Annotated in this window: 19 protein-coding genes; 8 read left to right on the top strand and 11 right to left on the bottom strand. The window is 32.0% G+C overall.

All coding sequences use genetic code 11. From position 1 onward, the window contains the following. Together L6Q46_RS05350 and L6Q46_RS05355 are read right to left on the bottom strand one after the other, a co-directional pair. On the bottom strand, nt 1–122 hold a 122-nt coding region (locus L6Q46_RS05350), incomplete at its 3' end, for a DUF3276 family protein (RefSeq protein ID WP_291283456.1). A 70-nt stretch (nt 123–192) separates the two neighbouring features. After that, complete coding sequence (locus L6Q46_RS05355) at nt 193–1,959, bottom strand: ABC transporter ATP-binding protein (protein WP_291283441.1); 1,767 nt, start codon at nt 1,957–1,959, stop codon at nt 193–195. A gap of 193 nt (nt 1,960–2,152) precedes the next feature. Between L6Q46_RS05355 and L6Q46_RS05360 the strand changes: the two genes are divergently transcribed. The 4 genes from L6Q46_RS05360 to yajC all read left to right on the top strand — a co-directional run bounded on the left by L6Q46_RS05360 (nt 2,153) and on the right by yajC (nt 5,040). After that, nucleotides 2,153–3,256 (top strand): Glu/Leu/Phe/Val dehydrogenase dimerization domain-containing protein, encoded by a 1,104-nt coding sequence (locus L6Q46_RS05360; RefSeq protein WP_026726434.1) that lies wholly within the window; start codon nt 2,153–2,155, stop codon nt 3,254–3,256. Nucleotides 3,257–3,339: 83 nt separating this feature from the next. Beyond that, entirely contained in the window at nt 3,340–4,281 is a 942-nt protein-coding gene (gene nusB, locus L6Q46_RS05365) for a transcription antitermination factor NusB (RefSeq protein WP_291283442.1), read from the top strand. 12 nt (nt 4,282–4,293) lie between these two features. Beyond that, nucleotides 4,294–4,761: a DUF1573 domain-containing protein gene (locus L6Q46_RS05370; protein ID WP_291283443.1), complete on the top strand. Its 468-nt coding sequence runs from the start codon at nt 4,294–4,296 to the stop codon at nt 4,759–4,761. Nucleotides 4,762–4,770: 9 nt separating this feature from the next. Next, on the top strand, nt 4,771–5,040 hold the full coding sequence (gene yajC, locus L6Q46_RS05375) for a preprotein translocase subunit YajC (RefSeq protein ID WP_111565757.1): 270 nt from the start codon (nt 4,771–4,773) through the stop codon (nt 5,038–5,040). Nucleotides 5,041–5,090: 50 nt separating this feature from the next. Here the strand turns inward: yajC and L6Q46_RS05380 are convergent, their stop codons facing one another. From L6Q46_RS05380 to L6Q46_RS05395, 4 genes are all read right to left on the bottom strand, one after another. Continuing rightward, complete coding sequence (locus L6Q46_RS05380; protein ID WP_291283444.1) at nt 5,091–5,666, bottom strand: DUF1801 domain-containing protein; 576 nt, start codon at nt 5,664–5,666, stop codon at nt 5,091–5,093. Nucleotides 5,667–5,670: 4 nt separating this feature from the next. After that, nucleotides 5,671–6,912 (bottom strand): peptidase T, encoded by a 1,242-nt coding sequence (pepT, locus tag L6Q46_RS05385; RefSeq protein ID WP_291283445.1) that lies wholly within the window; start codon nt 6,910–6,912, stop codon nt 5,671–5,673. A 75-nt stretch (nt 6,913–6,987) separates the two neighbouring features. Then, on the bottom strand, nt 6,988–7,956 hold the full coding sequence (locus L6Q46_RS05390; protein WP_291283446.1) for a hypothetical protein: 969 nt from the start codon (nt 7,954–7,956) through the stop codon (nt 6,988–6,990). A gap of 213 nt (nt 7,957–8,169) precedes the next feature. Next, on the bottom strand, nt 8,170–8,424 hold the full coding sequence (locus L6Q46_RS05395) for a GIY-YIG nuclease family protein (protein ID WP_291283447.1): 255 nt from the start codon (nt 8,422–8,424) through the stop codon (nt 8,170–8,172). Nucleotides 8,425–9,208: 784 nt separating this feature from the next. Between L6Q46_RS05395 and L6Q46_RS05405 the strand changes: the two genes are divergently transcribed. From L6Q46_RS05405 to L6Q46_RS05420, 4 genes are read left to right on the top strand one after another with little or no spacing between them, the layout of a single operon-like run. Continuing rightward, nucleotides 9,209–9,967 (top strand): hypothetical protein, encoded by a 759-nt coding sequence (locus tag L6Q46_RS05405; protein WP_291283448.1) that lies wholly within the window; start codon nt 9,209–9,211, stop codon nt 9,965–9,967. Continuing rightward, nucleotides 9,967–10,359, top strand: coding sequence for a DUF5675 family protein (locus tag L6Q46_RS05410; protein WP_166237513.1), 393 nt, complete (start codon nt 9,967–9,969; stop codon nt 10,357–10,359). Before L6Q46_RS05405 ends, L6Q46_RS05410 begins: the two co-directional genes overlap by 1 nt. Before the next feature lie 30 nt (nt 10,360–10,389). Next, nucleotides 10,390–10,605 (top strand): hypothetical protein, encoded by a 216-nt coding sequence (locus tag L6Q46_RS05415; protein WP_291283449.1) that lies wholly within the window; start codon nt 10,390–10,392, stop codon nt 10,603–10,605. Next, entirely contained in the window at nt 10,592–10,768 is a 177-nt protein-coding gene (locus L6Q46_RS05420; protein ID WP_291283450.1) for a hypothetical protein, read from the top strand. The genes L6Q46_RS05415 and L6Q46_RS05420 overlap by 14 nt, the downstream gene beginning before the upstream one ends. A gap of 68 nt (nt 10,769–10,836) precedes the next feature. Here the strand turns inward: L6Q46_RS05420 and L6Q46_RS05425 are convergent, their stop codons facing one another. From L6Q46_RS05425 to L6Q46_RS05445, 5 genes are all read right to left on the bottom strand, one after another. Next, nucleotides 10,837–11,259: a hypothetical protein gene (locus L6Q46_RS05425; RefSeq protein WP_291283451.1), complete on the bottom strand. Its 423-nt coding sequence runs from the start codon at nt 11,257–11,259 to the stop codon at nt 10,837–10,839. Between the two features lie 1,090 nt (nt 11,260–12,349). Beyond that, nucleotides 12,350–13,729, bottom strand: coding sequence for an ATP-binding protein (locus L6Q46_RS05430; protein WP_291283452.1), 1,380 nt, complete (start codon nt 13,727–13,729; stop codon nt 12,350–12,352). A 12-nt stretch (nt 13,730–13,741) separates the two neighbouring features. Then, nucleotides 13,742–15,580, bottom strand: a complete 1,839-nt coding sequence (locus L6Q46_RS05435) for an N-6 DNA methylase (RefSeq protein WP_291283453.1) — start codon at nt 15,578–15,580, stop codon at nt 13,742–13,744. A 1-nt stretch (nt 15,581) separates the two neighbouring features. After that, complete coding sequence (locus tag L6Q46_RS05440; RefSeq protein WP_291283454.1) at nt 15,582–16,160, bottom strand: HNH endonuclease; 579 nt, start codon at nt 16,158–16,160, stop codon at nt 15,582–15,584. A gap of 1 nt (nt 16,161) precedes the next feature. Next, entirely contained in the window at nt 16,162–16,821 is a 660-nt protein-coding gene (locus tag L6Q46_RS05445; protein WP_291283455.1) for a hypothetical protein, read from the bottom strand. Between the last annotated feature and the right edge of the window lie 166 nt (nt 16,822–16,987).

The following is a 16,987-nucleotide window of genomic DNA, read 5'->3' on the forward strand; positions in this document are numbered from 1 at the left end:
GTAATGGTAATGTAGTAATCATCTGCTTTTGTAGCTCTTACATCAAAGAAATACGTTCTTCTTCCTGCACGCAATACTTTAGAAAAAATATCTTCTTTTTCTAACATGTCATTTTCTCTCATAATCCTACTGTCAATTAATTAGTGTTATAGCGTCTCAAAAATCTAAAAAAAAATCGGATTAAACAAAAGTTTAGTCAATTTCTTTTTCCGAAAGTTGTTTTAAGTATAGCTCTTTGTAATAGCCATCAAGGTCTAATAGTTGAGAATGAGTGCCTTGCTCTTTGATTTTTCCTTCGTCTAAAATGATAATCCAATCCGCATTTTTGGCAGAAGAAACTCGGTGACTCACAATTATAGTCGTTTTGTCTTTGCAATAGTCTAATAAATTGTTCAAAATAGTTTCTTCGGTTTCAGTGTCAACAGCGCTTAAACAATCATCTAAAAGAAGTACGGGAGCATTTTTAATTAGTGCTCGAGCTATAGAAACACGCTGCTTTTGTCCGCCTGATAATGTAATGCCACGTTCCCCTAAAATGGTTTCATATTGCTGATTGAAATTCATAATGTTATCATGAACTACGGCTTTTTTAGCAGCTTCCATCACTTCTTCATCAGTAGCATTTTCGTTTCCGAATTTGATGTTATTTTTAATACTATCCGAAAATAAGAAAGCATCTTGCGGCACCACACTAATTTGATTACGTAAATCGAATAAATTCAAATCTTTGATGTCTTTATTGTCAATTAAAACTGTTCCAGAAGTCGTATCATACAATCGACTAATTAAGGTTAGAAGAGTAGATTTTCCAGAACCTGTTTTTCCTAGAATTGCCAATGTTTTTCCTTTCTGAACTTCAAACGAAATTTCGTCTAAAGCTTTAATTTTAGTGTCTTCGTATTCAAAAGAAACCTTATCAAATTTAATTGCGCCTTCAATTGGAGTATGATTGCTAACTGTATTTTTAATTTCAGGTTCTTCTTTTAAGAATTCATTGATACGTTTTTGTGAAGCTTCTGCTTCTTGAACTAATGAAGAAACCCAACCTAATGAAGCCACTGGCCAAGTCAACATGTTGATGTATAAAATGAATTGGGCAATAACACCAATACTTGAAATCTCAGAATCGCCATTTATGTACATGGAACCTCCAACATACACCACAACCAAGTTACTCAATCCAATAAGCAAAATCATCAATGGACCAAAAAGGGAATTTACTTTTGCTAAATCCATCGCTTTTACCTTACTTTCATTACTTAAATCGGTAAATTCTTGTTGTTTTTTACCTTCGATGGCATAGGCTTTAATTACTCGAATTCCCGAGAAAATTTCTTGTGTAAAAGAAGAAAGCGTTGATAAATTTTGTTGGAAATCACCACTTTTCTTATGAATCATCGAACTAATTTTAAAAATACTATACGATAAAAGCGGTAAGGGTAATAACGAATACAAAGTTAGTTTTGGTGAAATATTGTACATATAAATCACCACAATCGTAAAACGCATTAAGGTATTTAATGAGTACATTACAGCTGGACCAACGTACATTCTTACTTTTCCAACGTCTTCGCTAATACGATTCATTAAGTCTCCAGTACGATTACGTTTGTAGAAACTTTGCGTTAACGTTTGATAGTGATTGAAAATTTCGTTCTTCAAATCAAATTCTACGTGGCGCGACATAACAATTAAAGTTTGACGCATTAAGAAGGTGAAGAATCCTGCAACAATTGTAGTTCCTAAAATCAGTAAAATGTTGTGAAACAATGTTTTTTGGAAGCTAAGTAGGTCACCATCAGGACTTTTTACGTAGTCTTCAATTACTTTAATGGAGTTTCCAATCAACTCTGGAGTGAACAAAGAGAAGATTTGCGCTACAATTGTAATAAATATTCCAAGCAGGAAACGATATTTGTATTTGACAAAGTATTTGTTTAAATATTGTAATTCTTTCATAGTATTCTTTAGTGCGATAACATTTCTGTATCAAATTCATTAAAATGATAATCAATTGATAATGAACGATTATCGAGTTTTTTAGCTTTTTATTGCTAAATTATTAAAATAAATATAATTCTTTGAATCATTTTAAAATTATTCGTAATATTGTAATTAAATATTGAATAATTTTCAACCCAACTCAAATCACATGACAGCAGAATTATTAAAAGCAAATGAGCTTCATAAAGTAGATCCAGTTTTTGGTCAGGTATCTTTTGATGGTCATGAACAAGTTGTATTTTGTCACGACAAAGATACAGGATTAAAAGCAATTATTGGAATTCATAACACAGTTTTAGGACCAGCTTTAGGAGGAACTAGAATGTGGAATTATACAAACGAATGGGAAGCGTTAAATGACGTTTTACGTTTGTCTCGTGGAATGACTTTCAAAAACTCAATTTCGGGATTAAATTTAGGTGGAGGTAAAGCGGTTATCATTGGTGACGCTAAGACTCAAAAAACTCCTGAATTAATGCGTCGTTTTGGACAATTTGTAGATTCATTATCAGGAAAATATATCACTGCAGAAGATGTAGGAATGGAAACCAAAGACATGGACACTGTTAACGAAGTAACGAAACACGTTGCGGGTATTTCAGTAGAAAGAGGTGGTTCTGGAAATCCTTCTCCTGTTACAGCTTATGGTGTTTTCATGGGAATGAAAGCAGCTGCTAAATACAAATTCGGTTCTGATAATTTAGAAGGTAAAAGTGTTTTAGTACAAGGAATTGGCCACGTTGGTGAGGTTTTAGTACAACACTTAACAGAAAGTGGCGCTATCGTTACAATTACGGATATCAACGAAGATAGAGTACACCAAGTAGGAGCAAAGTACGGAGCTAAAATTTTTACAGGTGCTGATTTATACAGTGCAGATGTAGATATTTACGCACCATGTGCTTTAGGAGCTACAATTAATGATGCTACTATTAATAATATCAAAGCTTCTATCATTGCTGGAGCTGCTAATAACCAATTAGCAAACGAAGCGGTTCACGGAAAAATCTTAAAAGAAAAAGGTATTTTATATGCACCTGATTTCTTAATCAACGCTGGTGGTGTAATCAACGTGTATTCTGAATTAGTAAAATGGACGAATGCTCAGGTTATGGAAAAAACAGAAAACATCTACAACACAGCATTAGAGATTTTCAAATTTGCAGATGATAACAACATTACTACGCACCAAGCTGCCTTTTCAATGGCGCAAAAACGTATTGATGATGCAAAAAATGAATTAAAGAAGTAATTCGTTTTAAATAAAATTGTATTTTTGCAGAGCGAAAGAGGCAACTTTTTCGCTCTCTTAATTTTATAAAGTTCTTAATTAGTATGTTAAACAGAAGACATATCCGAGTAAAAGTGATGCAAAGTATTTATGCAATGCACCAACACCAATCTGATCATTTGGATAAAGAAGAAAAGTTTCTATTTCAAAGTATCGAAAACACCCAAAACTTGTATCTTTTATTGCTTTCAGCACTTATAGAAATCAAAAAGAAAGAAGAAGAATACATCGATTTGGCTTCTAAAAAACATTTAGCTACTAAAGAAGAGCGCAATCCTAATTTAAAATTTATCAACAACAAAGTTTTGGTTTTATTATCAGAATCGGAAGCATTAGAAACCGCTTTAGATGATAATCACATCAACAACTGGAAGCTAAATGATGATATTATTTTAGGCTTAATTGATACGATTAAAGAAAGTGAATTGTATCAAAACTACATGGAAAAAACAGCCAGTAGCTTTGAAGATGATAAAAACTTTATTGCCGATTTATATACCGAAGTTATTGCTCCAAGTGATCGTTTGTATGATTATTTAGAAGACCATAAATTAACTTGGGTGGATGATTTGCCAGGAATTAACACGTTAATTGTAAAGCAAATTAAACAATTAAAATCGGAACATGACGCTTTGGTAATTCCAAAAGTGTATAAAGATTCTGACGATAAAGAGTTTGTAAAGAATTTGTTTAGAAAAACAGTTTTAAACGAAGTTGAATTATCTAAAGAGTACATCGATAAAACGCCAAATTGGGATGTAGAACGTATTGCTGAAATAGATACTATTATTCTAAAAATGGCGATTTGTGAGTTGTTGAAATTTCCATCTATTCCTACAAAAGTAACAATTAACGAATATTTAGAAATTGCAAAGGAGTATTCTACACCAAAAAGTAGTATTTTTATCAACGGAATTTTGGACAACTTGGTAAAAGAGTTTGACCGAGATGGAAAATTAAATAAAGCAGGTAGAGGTTTATTATAAAATTTTAAAGATATGATAAGAAAATCAGTTGGGTTATTCGCCCTTTCATTAGTTGTGTTAGCAACCGCTTGTAAACAAGAAAGTGCTGCAGATAAAATTACAGATGCTGATATGAAAGCTATTCAAGAGCAAAATGCTATGGCTGGAAAATTAGCAAAAGTAGAATTTGATAAAGAAATTCACGATTTTGGAACTATTAAAGAGGGTGATAGAGTTGAAACAGAATTTATTGTAAAAAATGTAGGTGATTCTGATTTATTGATTCATGAAGCAAAAGGAAGTTGTGGTTGTACTGTTCCTGAACCTCCTAGAGAGCCAATTAAACCAGGTGATTCAGCTCCAATAAAAGTATCTTTTGATTCTAAAGGGAAACCTGGCTCACAAGAAAAAACAGTTACGTTAACAACTAATACTGCTAACGGACACGAAACCTTTAAAATTAAAGCAAATGTAACACCAGCTGCACCAGCAGCTAAATAATAAATAATTATGAATCCAAGTTTAGCGATACAAATCGTATTAATGATTGCTGTGTTTTATTTTTTATTGATAAGACCACAACAACAAAGAGCCAAAAAAGAAAAAGCATTTGAAACCGGATTAAAAGTAGGTGATAGAATCATCACTAAAGCAGGAATTCACGGTAAAGTGGCAGAAATGAACGAAGATACTGTAGTTGTTGAAACTATGGCAGGAAAAATTAAAATGGAAAAATCTGCTATTTCAATGGAAATGAGTGCTAAATTAGCAGCAAAATAATATTTTTTTAAATATAAAAGCCGAATTTCAACAGTGAAATTCGGCTTTTTTTATGCTCGATACTTATCATTTAAACCACGTTCTTCTAAAATCATCAGAATGACTTTTTCTAAACGAGTTATTTGTGTTTTTTCTTGTTTGGCAGAAATTATGTGTTCGATGAATTCTCTTTGTTTATAAGGAGAGAATGCATTGAATTTGGTTGAAAGTTCAGAATTTCTATCCAATTCTTTTTGTAAAATTTCAGGAATTATCGTTTCCTTTTTTTCTTTTGGAATTGCTAATCCCTTTTCTTCAATTTCAATAGCTTCTTTTATGTAAGCTAAAATTAATTTCTCATCAATTTCATTTGCCGAATTAAATCGCATTTGTCGTAACGATTTTGTGTTTTCCTCATTTGCATTAATTAGTAATTTCTTTTCATCTTTAAGAAAAACACCATTGTAAAACCAAATGCCAAAATAGGATTTAAAACCACCAATTCCCAATACATTTTTATTGTTATAAGTGTAAACTGGTCCGCCCCATTTCGTTGTTTCAACTAAAGGCGTTTTACGAATGATAGCATGTAATTGCTCCATTTCGTTTTCCCATTGATTGGTTTTATTCCATTTATTTTCTACCACAAAATTATTTTTTAGCAGCAGTAATTTCGGCAATTTTAACAATCACTTCTGTAGCTTTTACCATACTTTCAACAGGAACGTATTCGTATTTTCCGTGGAAATTATGACCTCCAGCGAAGATATTAGGGCATGGTAATCCTTTATAAGATAACTGACAACCATCTGTTCCTCCTCGAATAGGTTTAATTAAAGGTTTAATACCTAATTCTTTCATCGCTTTTTCTGCAATTTTTACAATATGAAAAACAGGTTCTACCTTTTCTTTCATGTTATAGTATTGGTCTTTTACTTCAGCAATTACAATTTCATCACCAAATTGATTTTTCCACTTTTTATTGAATTTATTCGCTAATTTGTGAATGAATTCCTTTCTTTTAGCGAATTTTTTAGCCGAATGATCTCTGATAATTAGCTCAACCACAGTTTCTTCAATACTCCCAGAAATTCCAACTACATGGAAGAATCCTTCATAACCTTTTGTTTTTTCAGGAATTTCGTTCTTAGGAAGTTTTGAAATGAATTTAGAAGCCAAAAGCATTGAATTAATCATTTTTCCTTTAGCGTATCCTGGGTGAACGCTTTTTCCTTTGAACGTAATTTTAGCTCCAGCTGCGTTGAAGTTTTCATATTCTAATTCGCCAATTTGACTTCCATCCATAGTGTAAGCCCATTCGCATCCGAACTTTTCTACATCAAATTTATGAGCGCCACGACCAATTTCTTCATCAGGTGTAAAACCTACACGAATTTTACCATGTTTAATTTCTGGATGTTGGATTAAGAATTCCATAGCCGACATGATTTCTGTAATTCCGGCTTTATCATCGGCACCAAGTAAAGTAGTTCCGTCTGTAGTAATTAAAGTTTGTCCTTTGTATAAAAGTAAATCTTTAAAATAACTAGGAGAAAGTATAATGTTTTGTTCTTTGTTTAGAATAATATCACCACCATCATAATTTTTTACAATTTGTGGCTTAACGTTTGCGCCCGTAAAATCAGGTGTTGTGTCGTAATGAGAAACAAATCCAATCGTAGGAACCTTATGTTCTACATTACTTTCTAAAGTAGCCATTACGTAACCATTTTTATCGATAGTTACTTCGGTCATTCCCATTTCTTTCAACTCTTTTACTAAAAGTTTAGCAAGGTCAAGTTGTTTTTTTGTACTTGGTGTAGTGTCTGAATTTGGATCAGATTCAGTGTCTATAGTAACGTAACTTATAAAGCGATCGATAATGTGTTGCATGATTTTTAAATTTTACACAAATATAAGAAATGAAGAATTGAAATTGAAATTCGAACGGTCTATTATTTTTTTATTTTATTTAGAATTTATTTGTTTAAAAAAGAATTTAATAACCTCTAAATTCATTTCTGATGTTGTCCAATGTCCTACATTATCATAAGTTATAAATGTTGCGTTTACATTATTATTCTTATATATTTCTTGACATTTTAAATATCGATTTTGTACATCTATTCCTAAATTTGAATTAATTAAGTTGCGTTCTATATCGTTATAAGCATCGTCGAATTGAACGGCATCATTATCATCTAATTTTCCCATGTAGATAAATTGAGGAATCGATTTAAATTGATTTATGTCAAAATTTTTATTGAATAATTTAGAGAAATCATTAATTCCGAGTGGATAATTAAACTTTAATTGATTGATTTTTTTTTCTGGAAGCATTAATTCTCCATTAAATCCACCTATAGCTAAAGCTTTTATCTTTTCGGGATGAATAAAAGCAAAACGATTTGTAAAAGTAGCTGAAGCAGAAAAACCATTCATAAATATTTTGTCATCTACTTTTATATTTAGTGAGCTTAAAATGTTTTTGGCATCTTTAATCATTTCCAACAATTGTAAATCGAGACGTTTTAGTTCTTGCGAATTATCTAAAATAACATCTCGGTCTAAAGCATGAGTGTAAATTAGCTCTTGAGATGAAGGTCTTGGAAAAATAGGAACTAGTAATGGAATTTTTAACATTGTTGCAACATTATTTCCAACCGAACTCACCGTTGCTAAATTAATTGCATATTCTTTATGTACTTCAATGCTGTCGCTCGTTTTGCCAGTATTATTAGGTTCGACTAGAAGAACTATTTTTTTATTTATTGGAGTTCCTTTAGGAATAAATAAAATATAGTCGTTTTGAAATCCTTTATTAATGTCTTTTTTGATAATTAGTAAACTATCTTTTTTAAAGATATCTAATTTTGAATTTTGAGCAAGTGAAAAAAATGATGAAAATAATAAAAGAAAAATTAGGTAAAAACGCATAACAAAATCATTTAGATAAAGTAGACGCTTTGATTGAATGTTTGTTACATTCTAGTATAATTCACTTGAGAATAAAGAAAAGTATATAAAATAAAAAATCCTACACTTCTGTAGGATTTAAATTTTGGTGGGCGATTGCTTGTTCCGAATTTCGGAAAGGGGTTTGAGCCCTCGACCCTCCCGATGAAATCGGGATGCTCAGAATCAGCTGAACTAATTGTTATTTTTTTGGATTAATTCTTGAATTTTGATTTTACTTTTCCAATTTTTTATTTGTTTTTCTCTTTTAATAGCTTCACTTTGAGAATTGAATTCTTCATGATGTACTAAAATCCAATCGTTGGTTGATCCAGTAAAACCTTTGCTTTTTTGATTGTGACGGGTAATTCGTTCTGTTAAATTGGCAGTGTAACCAATGTAAAATTTGTCTTTAGTAAGACTGTGAAGGATGTAAACAGTATATGGCATGTAAAATAAATTTTGGCGTATAAAAAAATCCCACATTTCTGTAGGATTTAAATTTTGGTGGGCGATGAGGGGTTCGAACTTTCCTCATAATGCGCTCATATATAATAAATTATATAAGTCTAAAAATCAAAGGTCTCGATTTTGCTCCTTCATATAGAAACAAACATCACTAAATCTTAATACTGTAAATTTAATAATTTTTATAATCTTCTGCAAATTAATTCATTACTAAATGATACTAAAAAATGAACTGGTTATTTAAGTGTTTATAGGTGCTTTTCTTGATTAAAATTTGTTTTAGCATTTCTTCTATTTTAACCAAAAATCAAGTGAGTTACTTGTTCATATTTTATGCCACTATATGTACAGAACTCTTCAATCGTTAGAAACTCATTTTCGAGCTTATTGAGGTCTTTTTTTATCTTTTGCATTAATCTAGTACTTTGACGATAACTCTTGCCTGTTATTCGTTGTATGTCCTTTGGATAGATGCATACCCTCTGATTATTCAATTTCATACTTTATCCATACCTTTGATATAGCTATGCTATACTTCTGACGTGCAGAAAATCTTTTGCAATTTAGTTATAATTTTTCATACTTATTTATTGTGTTTTTATGTTCATTTAAGACACTTGTGTCGATTTTGGACATATGGTACACTTGTTACTTTTTCTTTAGTGAAATGCTTTGTAAACTTTGCTGTAATCATTCAAAATGTGGTTGCAACTGATTGAGAGAATGAAGGAGATTTTAGATGAATGTTTAACAAAATTTTGAGGTTATGGCTAGACAGAAAGGCATAATTAAACTAAAAGGTACTATCGGAGATATTACTTTTTACAAAACGCAAGATGGTCACTTAGCAAGAGAAAAAGGCGGAATTGACGCTAGTAGAATTGCAAGCGATCCTGCGTTTCAAAGAACACGTGAGAATGGTTCCGAGTTTGGTAGAGCTGGAAAAGCAGGAAAAATGCTTAGAACAGCTTTAAGACCATTACTTTTAAATTCTGCTGATGGTAGAATGGTTAGTCGTTTGACACAAGCGATGGTTAAAGTTATCCAAGCGGATACAGTTAGTGAACGTGGTTTGCGTAACGTGATTGATGGTGAAGCTGAATTATTATTTGGTTTTGAATTCAATATTCGTGGTAAGCTTGGGACTACTTTGTTCGCTCCGTTTGTGGCAACTATTGACCGTGTAGCGGGTGAAATTAAAGTAGATTTAGCATCATTTATTCCTGCGAATATGATTGCTGCTCCAAGTGGAACTACGCACTACAAAATCATTTCTGGAGGAGCTGAGATTGATTTTGAAGCTGAGACCTATGTGGTTGCTACTTCTGAAACGGCAATTTTGCCTTGGGATGGAACTGCTACAGCTCCAATTAACCAAGTGAATGCAGTTACTGCTAACTCAACTAAGCCATTATTTTTGGCTTTAGGTGTTGAGTTCTATCAAGAGATTAATGGGCAAATGTATCCGTTGAAAAATGGTGCTTTTAACCCATTATCGATTGCAAAAGTTGACAGCGGTGTGTAATGGTTATTTGGTTAACTAGAACTTATTTCCCTGAAGGAGCAAATGGTAAACTCGAATGCGAAGGCAAATTGATTTGTAATACAATTGAATTGCCATGGAAGATGAACGAAACGAAGGTTTCTTGTGTTCCGGAAGGGAAATATTTTATTAGAAAGCGGTACAGTGCAAAATACAAATGGCATTTAGAATTGGTGGATGTACCGAATAGAAAGTTCATTCTTTTTCATCCTGCTAATAATGCTCAAAAAGAATTACAAGGCTGTATTGCTCCTGTTACTAAACTTTCTGGACCCGGTTTAGGTTTGATGTCGAGAAAAGCTTTTACGAAGCTAAAAGACTTTGTTTACAGAGCTTTGGACAAAAAAGAAAGTGTTGAATTAATTATCCAATAGATCCTTTACAGGATGACAAAAAACGTAATTATGAAAAAAATCATTAATAGAGCAAAAGCTCCCACACCAAAATTTTTCAAAGTGCTTCGAACTGTTGGGTTGGCATTAGCTGCCGTTGGAGGAACTATTTTAGCAGCTCCAATTGCTTTACCCGCGATTGTAACTACCATTGGTGGTTATATTGCTGTAGCTGGAGGAGTTTTGTCTGCTGCAAGTCAGCTAACTACAACTGATGACAGCCAATAACCCCACATTGATGGGTACTGCTGGAGGCACATTTTTAAGTATTTTACCAAATCTTTCCTCTGATGATATTGCCAAAACGGTTATCTTAGCTACCGTTGGAGCCGTTGTCAGTTTTACGATTTCGTTATTACTTAAAAGCCTAAATAAGAAGCACAAAAAATAAGTTTAGCCCTAGTTGTGGTGACCTTTGGGTTAAACATGATTAAGCCAAGTCGTAAGACCTGGCTTTTTTTATTTGTTGCGATACCTCATCAAAATAGCATTGCGAAGCTCATTTATTAAGTGGATGTTTTTTGTGTGATGTGCTTCTTGTTCTTGAAGCAGCTTGAGTGCTTGGATGTTTTTATGATGCAACTCGTGTTCACGCATCAATCGGGTTGCTTTTGGATTGAACTCTTTCTTGAATTCATAGAGGGATAAGAACGGAATAACCGAACCGCGAAGAAAAGGCATCCAGAATTTGGATTTCCATAGGCTCATGGCTATCCAAAAAATGTCCTCTTTTTGAGCTTCGGTTTGAAATACTAAAACAAAGCTGTTTGTAAAAGCTTCATTGCTAGGCTTTCCGCTATTCAGTCCTTTTGATAATACGAAAAAGTGCGGTTTGGCATAGTGCGCCCCAGGTTGGTGGGTTTTAATAAAAATAGTGTCCATAGTACAAGGATTTAACAGGTTAACTTCCTTCGTCTTTCCTTCGTGGTTGCCCGAAATGTGATTGGAAACCGAGATACCCCACACACATTTTTGCAAAAGAAAAAAGGAAAAAAAAGAAAGCCGTCTTGCCTTGTGGAGGGTTTCAAAAAAGCAAGTTTTACGGGTAAAATACTACCCATATGCGTCTGTGGAAACGCTAAGTGGATGTGGTGGTTTTGAAAATGTATGGGTGGAGATTTTATCCGGAACCGAAGGCTTGAACTTGCTTTTTTGAATACCCGGAACAAACCTTTGGCTTCTTTTTTATCCTTTTTTTTGTAAAAATGTTTACCCCAAATGTTCTTGTGAACTGGGGTTTTAGGGGTGTTCAATCAGGATTCGTGAACAAGGGTGTGGTTTTCTTTTTTTTCCTAGACGACCTCGACTGCGCTCGGTTTGACAATGTTTCTTTGTGAAGATGAGAAAAAAGAAAAACACACTCTTGTAGTGGTTTGATTTTTGAGGATGCTTGATGGTTCAGTTAGCAGTCGCGGTTTTCAGTTAGCAGTTAACGTCTGATAGAAATGGGAAGCATCTTCAAAAAACAATGAAAATTACGTTAGCGGTAGCGTTCCTATTATTCTTCGGGTGGGTGCGGCTGGGAGCGGATATTTTACATAATAACCCTTATAACTTTCAGAGGGACTGCGTGGGGTGTTGGGAATGAATTATAAGGTTTATTATGTAATAATAGCTTGGGAGTGGTTTTTGTGTGCTTTTAGCGTTTGTTTTTTGAAATGGGTGTAAGTGGATAAAAAATGGCGGACTGTGCGCGAGGGGTTGGGAAAACAGGGAGCCATTTTTTATTGACTTACTTGGGGGAAAACAAGTGCTAAAAGTGCACGAAAAACCACTAGTGCGGTGGGGAGCGTTGGACTGGGTGGGTGAAACTACTTCAGCGAAGCGTTCCGATTTCTTTTTATTTGAAATTAGCGAAATGGAGCAAACAAAGAATTGATGCCAGGAAACTTGGACTAGAAGCGATTTTTGTGCAGCTGAATGAGATAATAAATCTTAGTAAATAGTTTATCTACCCACCTTATCTACCCACTTATGGTAATTTAAAATGAATAATCCAATATCCACCTTTAGCTCCATTCATTCTTTCCAACAAACCTAATTCTTTTAAAAAAAGTAAATTTTTATCAATAGCAGAAAGACTTAAGCCTAAAACATCTGATAATTCACGAATGGAAATTCTACTGTTTTTATGAATATTTTTTAAAATATCTATTCTATTTTCAGTTAGTTTTTCTACCCACTTTTCTACCCACTTTTCAAAATCAAATGGTCTTCTAAGTGTAACAGTAAACATTCCATCAATATTAAATTCTGGAGGAGTTAATCCTTCATCATTCATAACATCACGAATACGAGTTATTCCTGAACCTATCTGTTCTACTAATCTCATTCTTTCAAATAAACCAAAAATTAATGGATTTCTACTTGCACTTCTTTTCCCAAATTCACTTTTTGGAACTGCACTTACTAAACCACCTGGATTAGATATTTCTACTCGATCATCAAATACTTCGATAGTTATTCTTGCTCCTTTATCGTAGTAATCGCGATGAGCTAATGAATTTATAATTGTTTCTTTGAATGCTGTTTCTGGTATTTCCCATAATTCTTTTCTTGCTTTACCGCCTTCTCCTTCAATATCATATCTTACATCTAGTTTTGACTTTAACCAAATCATACTTTTTTGATATTGTTGGTATAATGTTCCTGTCATTACTTTATCATCAACGATATAGCGTTTGTCTGTGCCATCAAATGCTACACAACGAATTACTGCTTTTTCAAAAAACTTTTCAGGATTACTTCCAAAAAATAAAACGGTACCGTTTTTTAATTGGCCATCATTTGTTACTAACTTTAGATTGGTAAATAATTGTTCGTTTGAAGTTACATTGACTAAGCCAGCTTCAAAACGAAATGTATTGATATTTTCTTTTGCAATGTCGTCTTCTATATTTGCTTCTTTACAAATGGCATCATCAAAGTAAATTTTATCAGCTTGCTGGAAAAAGTCTCTCATTTCTTCAACCGTTGTGAGTTTCTGCGAATTTGGACCTTGACGCACATAAATTGCACCTGATAACACATAAGGTTTATTTTGACCTGATGGGACTTCGATTACTGCTATATTTTTACCATCTACCTCAATAATATTAAAATCACATTTCAGCACTGGAGATATCTCGTTTATTGAATTTTGTATTGCTGAACGTTTAGCATTATCAATTGTTATTCCTTTAATAGTGTTAGCATCATCAACGCCAATTAAAACAACACCTCCTGAAGCATTTGCAAAAGCACATACTTCCTCTGTGATTTCTTTTATCTTACTTGGAATACTTATTTTGAATTCAGCATTATATCCTTCTCCAGAAGCTATTATTGATTTTATTTCGGTTGGGTTAAGCATTTTATCTTTAAATTAAAAATGGATATCATATCTCTCTTCAAAAAAAGCATCTAAAACATCTTTGTTATTTTCGTTAAGAACAAAATCAATTTCATTATTTGTAAAATTGCAAATTCCAAAATTGTTGATGTAGTTACCATTTAAAGAATAATAACTTGATGAGTACGGCTTACTTGTTGTTTTTATATAATACCAAAACAATCGTGATTCCATTATTTTTTTAATCAATAACATTTCTTCTTCAGAATGACCAATAACAGCTTGTCCATTGTAAAACAGTAAGTCATTGTCATTGCTTAAAAGATAATTTGGAGTTTGATCCGAAAATTTAGGAAAAAACAATTTGTTGCCAACTTTTTCTAAAGATTGTGTTCTACCAAAAGCAAACCATTTTTCATATTTGCCTTTTCCTTTATCTCTTTTAGATAGTTCTTCCTTTTTTCTCATCAGATATTTGTATGCTTCTGGAAATACATCTTGTAAAAATTCTTCTTCTAAAGCTTTTGGTTTATTCTCATCGTTATAAGGAAAAAGAACTTTTTCTCTTACACTTTCAAAATCTATATTTCTACTTAGTTTGTTTGAGTTTAAAATATCTTTACATATGCCTTTTTCAATAGCATATAAATCTCCATTTTGTAAGTAAAAGAAATCTTCATCTTCAGCAGCAGGTTTAAAAATAAATAAATCATTTCTTAATGTTGCAATACCATGTCTAGTTTTATATAGCTTACCAAAAGGATTCCCAACAGATTCTATGCGAGAGATAATTTCATTGTTATTTAAATTCCAACCTTTTTTTGCATTTAAATTGTTAAAATTGACTCTGCTGAATAGATTTCTATCTCCTGGTAATTCTTTTAATTCTGATTTGTAGTATTCAACAAAGTTTTGTTCTACTTTTTCTAAAAAACAGATGCATGTATAAGTACTTTTTGATTTGAAGATTTGATGTGTTCCAAAATCAATAATTCTAATTGAAGTTTGATTATCTTCAAAATACTTTCTTAAAGCCCTACCATTTAAACTCTTAAAAAATGTATTCATGGTTATATATCCAAGAAAACCATTTGGAGCTAAATTTTCATAGCCAATTTGAAAAAAAGGTATATATAAGTCTGGATTACCGGTTGAGCATACTTCCCAAAGTTTTACATTTTCTTTGGCTACATCATCAAGGTTACGGGCTGAAACATACGGAGGATTTCCAACAATAATGTCAAAACCTTCAAAATTATTAATTACTTGTTGCCAATTATAAATTAATGCATCACCTTGATGAATGTTGAAATGAAATTGTTCATTGTCTTCTCCTTCGTATAAAGCTAAGAGGCTTAATAATAATTTACTTCGAGTAACGGAGTATTCTTGTATATCTAATCCGAAAATTTGATTTTGAAAAATATATGTATAGGTATTGCCTGTTCTTTGTCTTAACTCTTTAGCAGTAGTATATAGAAAACCTGAACAACCGCAAGCTATATCAGCTATTTTTATAGTTTGCAAATCAATATTTCTGTTATTCAAAGATTGATTTACGATATATTCTCTAATATGAGATGGTGTGTATATTGCACCGTTTACTATTCTATCCGAAGGAGAAATAACGAATTCAAAAAGTTCTATTAAATCTTCTGCAGTAAAGTTAACTCTAACATTATTAATTTCTTCTATAAATCCGATTAAGTTTTCATAGTCTTCATCATCCTGACGAATATAATAAGACAATAATAAACTATTATTGTTTATTTGTATTTCATTTATATAGAGAAAAGCAGAAACAATAAGTCTATCTACAAACCATGGATTTGAAGAACATTTTAGACTTAAAAATTTTGTTGCGTTTTTCATTTTAAAGACTTCCTAATTTTTTTGTATACTTATGATATTCTCTATATAGATTTAGTAATTTATCTTTTAGTATTTGGTTATCCATTTTAGCTAAAATTCCTTCACATTCTTCAATCAATTTATCTAATTCAACTATTTGCCAAATTATTTCGTGTTGTGGTTTGTGAAGTTTTAATTTATAGTACATCCATTTACCCAATTGAGTTTGATGAATTATTCGCCCATTAGTATATCTCAAAAATTGTTTCTCATATTCATCATCACAAGGATCAATAAATCCTTCGTCATTCTGATGATGAATTAATTCATTTCCAGTTGGCCAATGTGCCCGTTTTGAATTATTACAGGCTCTACAAGCATACACTAGATTTGAATAATCAGTTTCCTTAATTGTGTTTAAATATTTTTGTGGAACAAAGTGGTCTATTTCAAACCAAACTGTTCTCCATAAATCTATATCATCACAATATCCACAACGGGATTTATAATCTTTCTTTAAATCTTCTCTGTGATCAGAATATTTGCTAACAGGATTTTTAATATCTCTTCTTTTCGGAGTTTCATCTCTAAATGGAATCATATTACTTATTCAAATTTAGTTTTTTTAATTCCTCTAAAATTTCCCTTGTTTCACTTACAAACTCATTAAGTTTTGATATGGAATCTCTGTGAATTAGATTAGCAGGTAAATCTTTTCCTTCCGGATTAAGTTCATCAAACAAAATATATAACTTTGTAAGTTCCTCCTCTTCGAAAATTTCTAAACCAACATCATTTCTTTTCTCTACAAGTTCTTCAATCCTTAAATTTGTATCGTCAATTTTTTTATAATAATTAGAAATGTTCGACTGAATTTTAGACTTAAAAATATCAAGTTCTTCTTTTTCTCTATCATTCTCTACAGACAAGATGTTTTTATTGTAAATAATGTGTACATCATCTGTATGTCCAATTGCTTGTGTTGGAAATGATGTCAGCATTACAATGGGAAAATGAGGTTTAATTTTCTTCATTTCCTCTACAATTTTATTGCCATTAAAAGGGACTTCTGCATTTTCTTCTAATAAATAATCTGTAACAATAGCATTAAGATCACTTTCCAATAACTGATTGAGTATTGATTCAACAGAAGATTCAGGATTAACTTCAATTCTTAATATATCAAAATCATTTTTAAAAGTTTGATAAAAAGTATTTATCCAACCTTTATCCTCATCTATGTATGCAATTCTATATTTCATTTTCTAGTTTTAAAAGTTATTTTAAATGTAAGTCCTTTATCAATTTTAATAATTGAGATTGATGAGTTATTATATTCTTCAATTATAGACTTTACGATATAAAGACCTAATCCAGTACCAACTTTATTTCCTTTATTATCTGTTTTTGATGATTCGTTGAGATTGA

Source organism: Flavobacterium sp., assembly GCF_023151265.1.
GTDB lineage: Bacteria > Bacteroidota > Bacteroidia > Flavobacteriales > Flavobacteriaceae > Flavobacterium.

Coding starts and splice junctions, on each gene's coding strand:
- L6Q46_RS05355 (WP_291283441.1), bottom strand. CDS start 1,959: ATGAAAGAATTACAATATTTAAACAAATACTTTGTCAAATACAAATAT.
- L6Q46_RS05360 (WP_026726434.1), top strand. CDS start 2,153: ATGACAGCAGAATTATTAAAAGCAAATGAGCTTCATAAAGTAGATCCA.
- nusB (WP_291283442.1), top strand. CDS start 3,340: ATGTTAAACAGAAGACATATCCGAGTAAAAGTGATGCAAAGTATTTAT.
- L6Q46_RS05370 (WP_291283443.1), top strand. CDS start 4,294: ATGATAAGAAAATCAGTTGGGTTATTCGCCCTTTCATTAGTTGTGTTA.
- yajC (WP_111565757.1), top strand. CDS start 4,771: ATGAATCCAAGTTTAGCGATACAAATCGTATTAATGATTGCTGTGTTT.
- pepT (WP_291283445.1), bottom strand. CDS start 6,912: ATGCAACACATTATCGATCGCTTTATAAGTTACGTTACTATAGACACT.
- L6Q46_RS05390 (WP_291283446.1), bottom strand. CDS start 7,956: ATGCGTTTTTACCTAATTTTTCTTTTATTATTTTCATCATTTTTTTCA.
- L6Q46_RS05395 (WP_291283447.1), bottom strand. CDS start 8,424: ATGCCATATACTGTTTACATCCTTCACAGTCTTACTAAAGACAAATTT.
- L6Q46_RS05405 (WP_291283448.1), top strand. CDS start 9,209: ATGGCTAGACAGAAAGGCATAATTAAACTAAAAGGTACTATCGGAGAT.
- L6Q46_RS05410 (WP_166237513.1), top strand. CDS start 9,967: ATGGTTATTTGGTTAACTAGAACTTATTTCCCTGAAGGAGCAAATGGT.
- L6Q46_RS05415 (WP_291283449.1), top strand. CDS start 10,390: ATGAAAAAAATCATTAATAGAGCAAAAGCTCCCACACCAAAATTTTTC.
- L6Q46_RS05420 (WP_291283450.1), top strand. CDS start 10,592: ATGACAGCCAATAACCCCACATTGATGGGTACTGCTGGAGGCACATTT.
- L6Q46_RS05425 (WP_291283451.1), bottom strand. CDS start 11,259: ATGGACACTATTTTTATTAAAACCCACCAACCTGGGGCGCACTATGCC.
- L6Q46_RS05430 (WP_291283452.1), bottom strand. CDS start 13,729: ATGCTTAACCCAACCGAAATAAAATCAATAATAGCTTCTGGAGAAGGA.
- L6Q46_RS05435 (WP_291283453.1), bottom strand. CDS start 15,580: ATGAAAAACGCAACAAAATTTTTAAGTCTAAAATGTTCTTCAAATCCA.
- L6Q46_RS05440 (WP_291283454.1), bottom strand. CDS start 16,160: ATGATTCCATTTAGAGATGAAACTCCGAAAAGAAGAGATATTAAAAAT.
- L6Q46_RS05445 (WP_291283455.1), bottom strand. CDS start 16,821: ATGAAATATAGAATTGCATACATAGATGAGGATAAAGGTTGGATAAAT.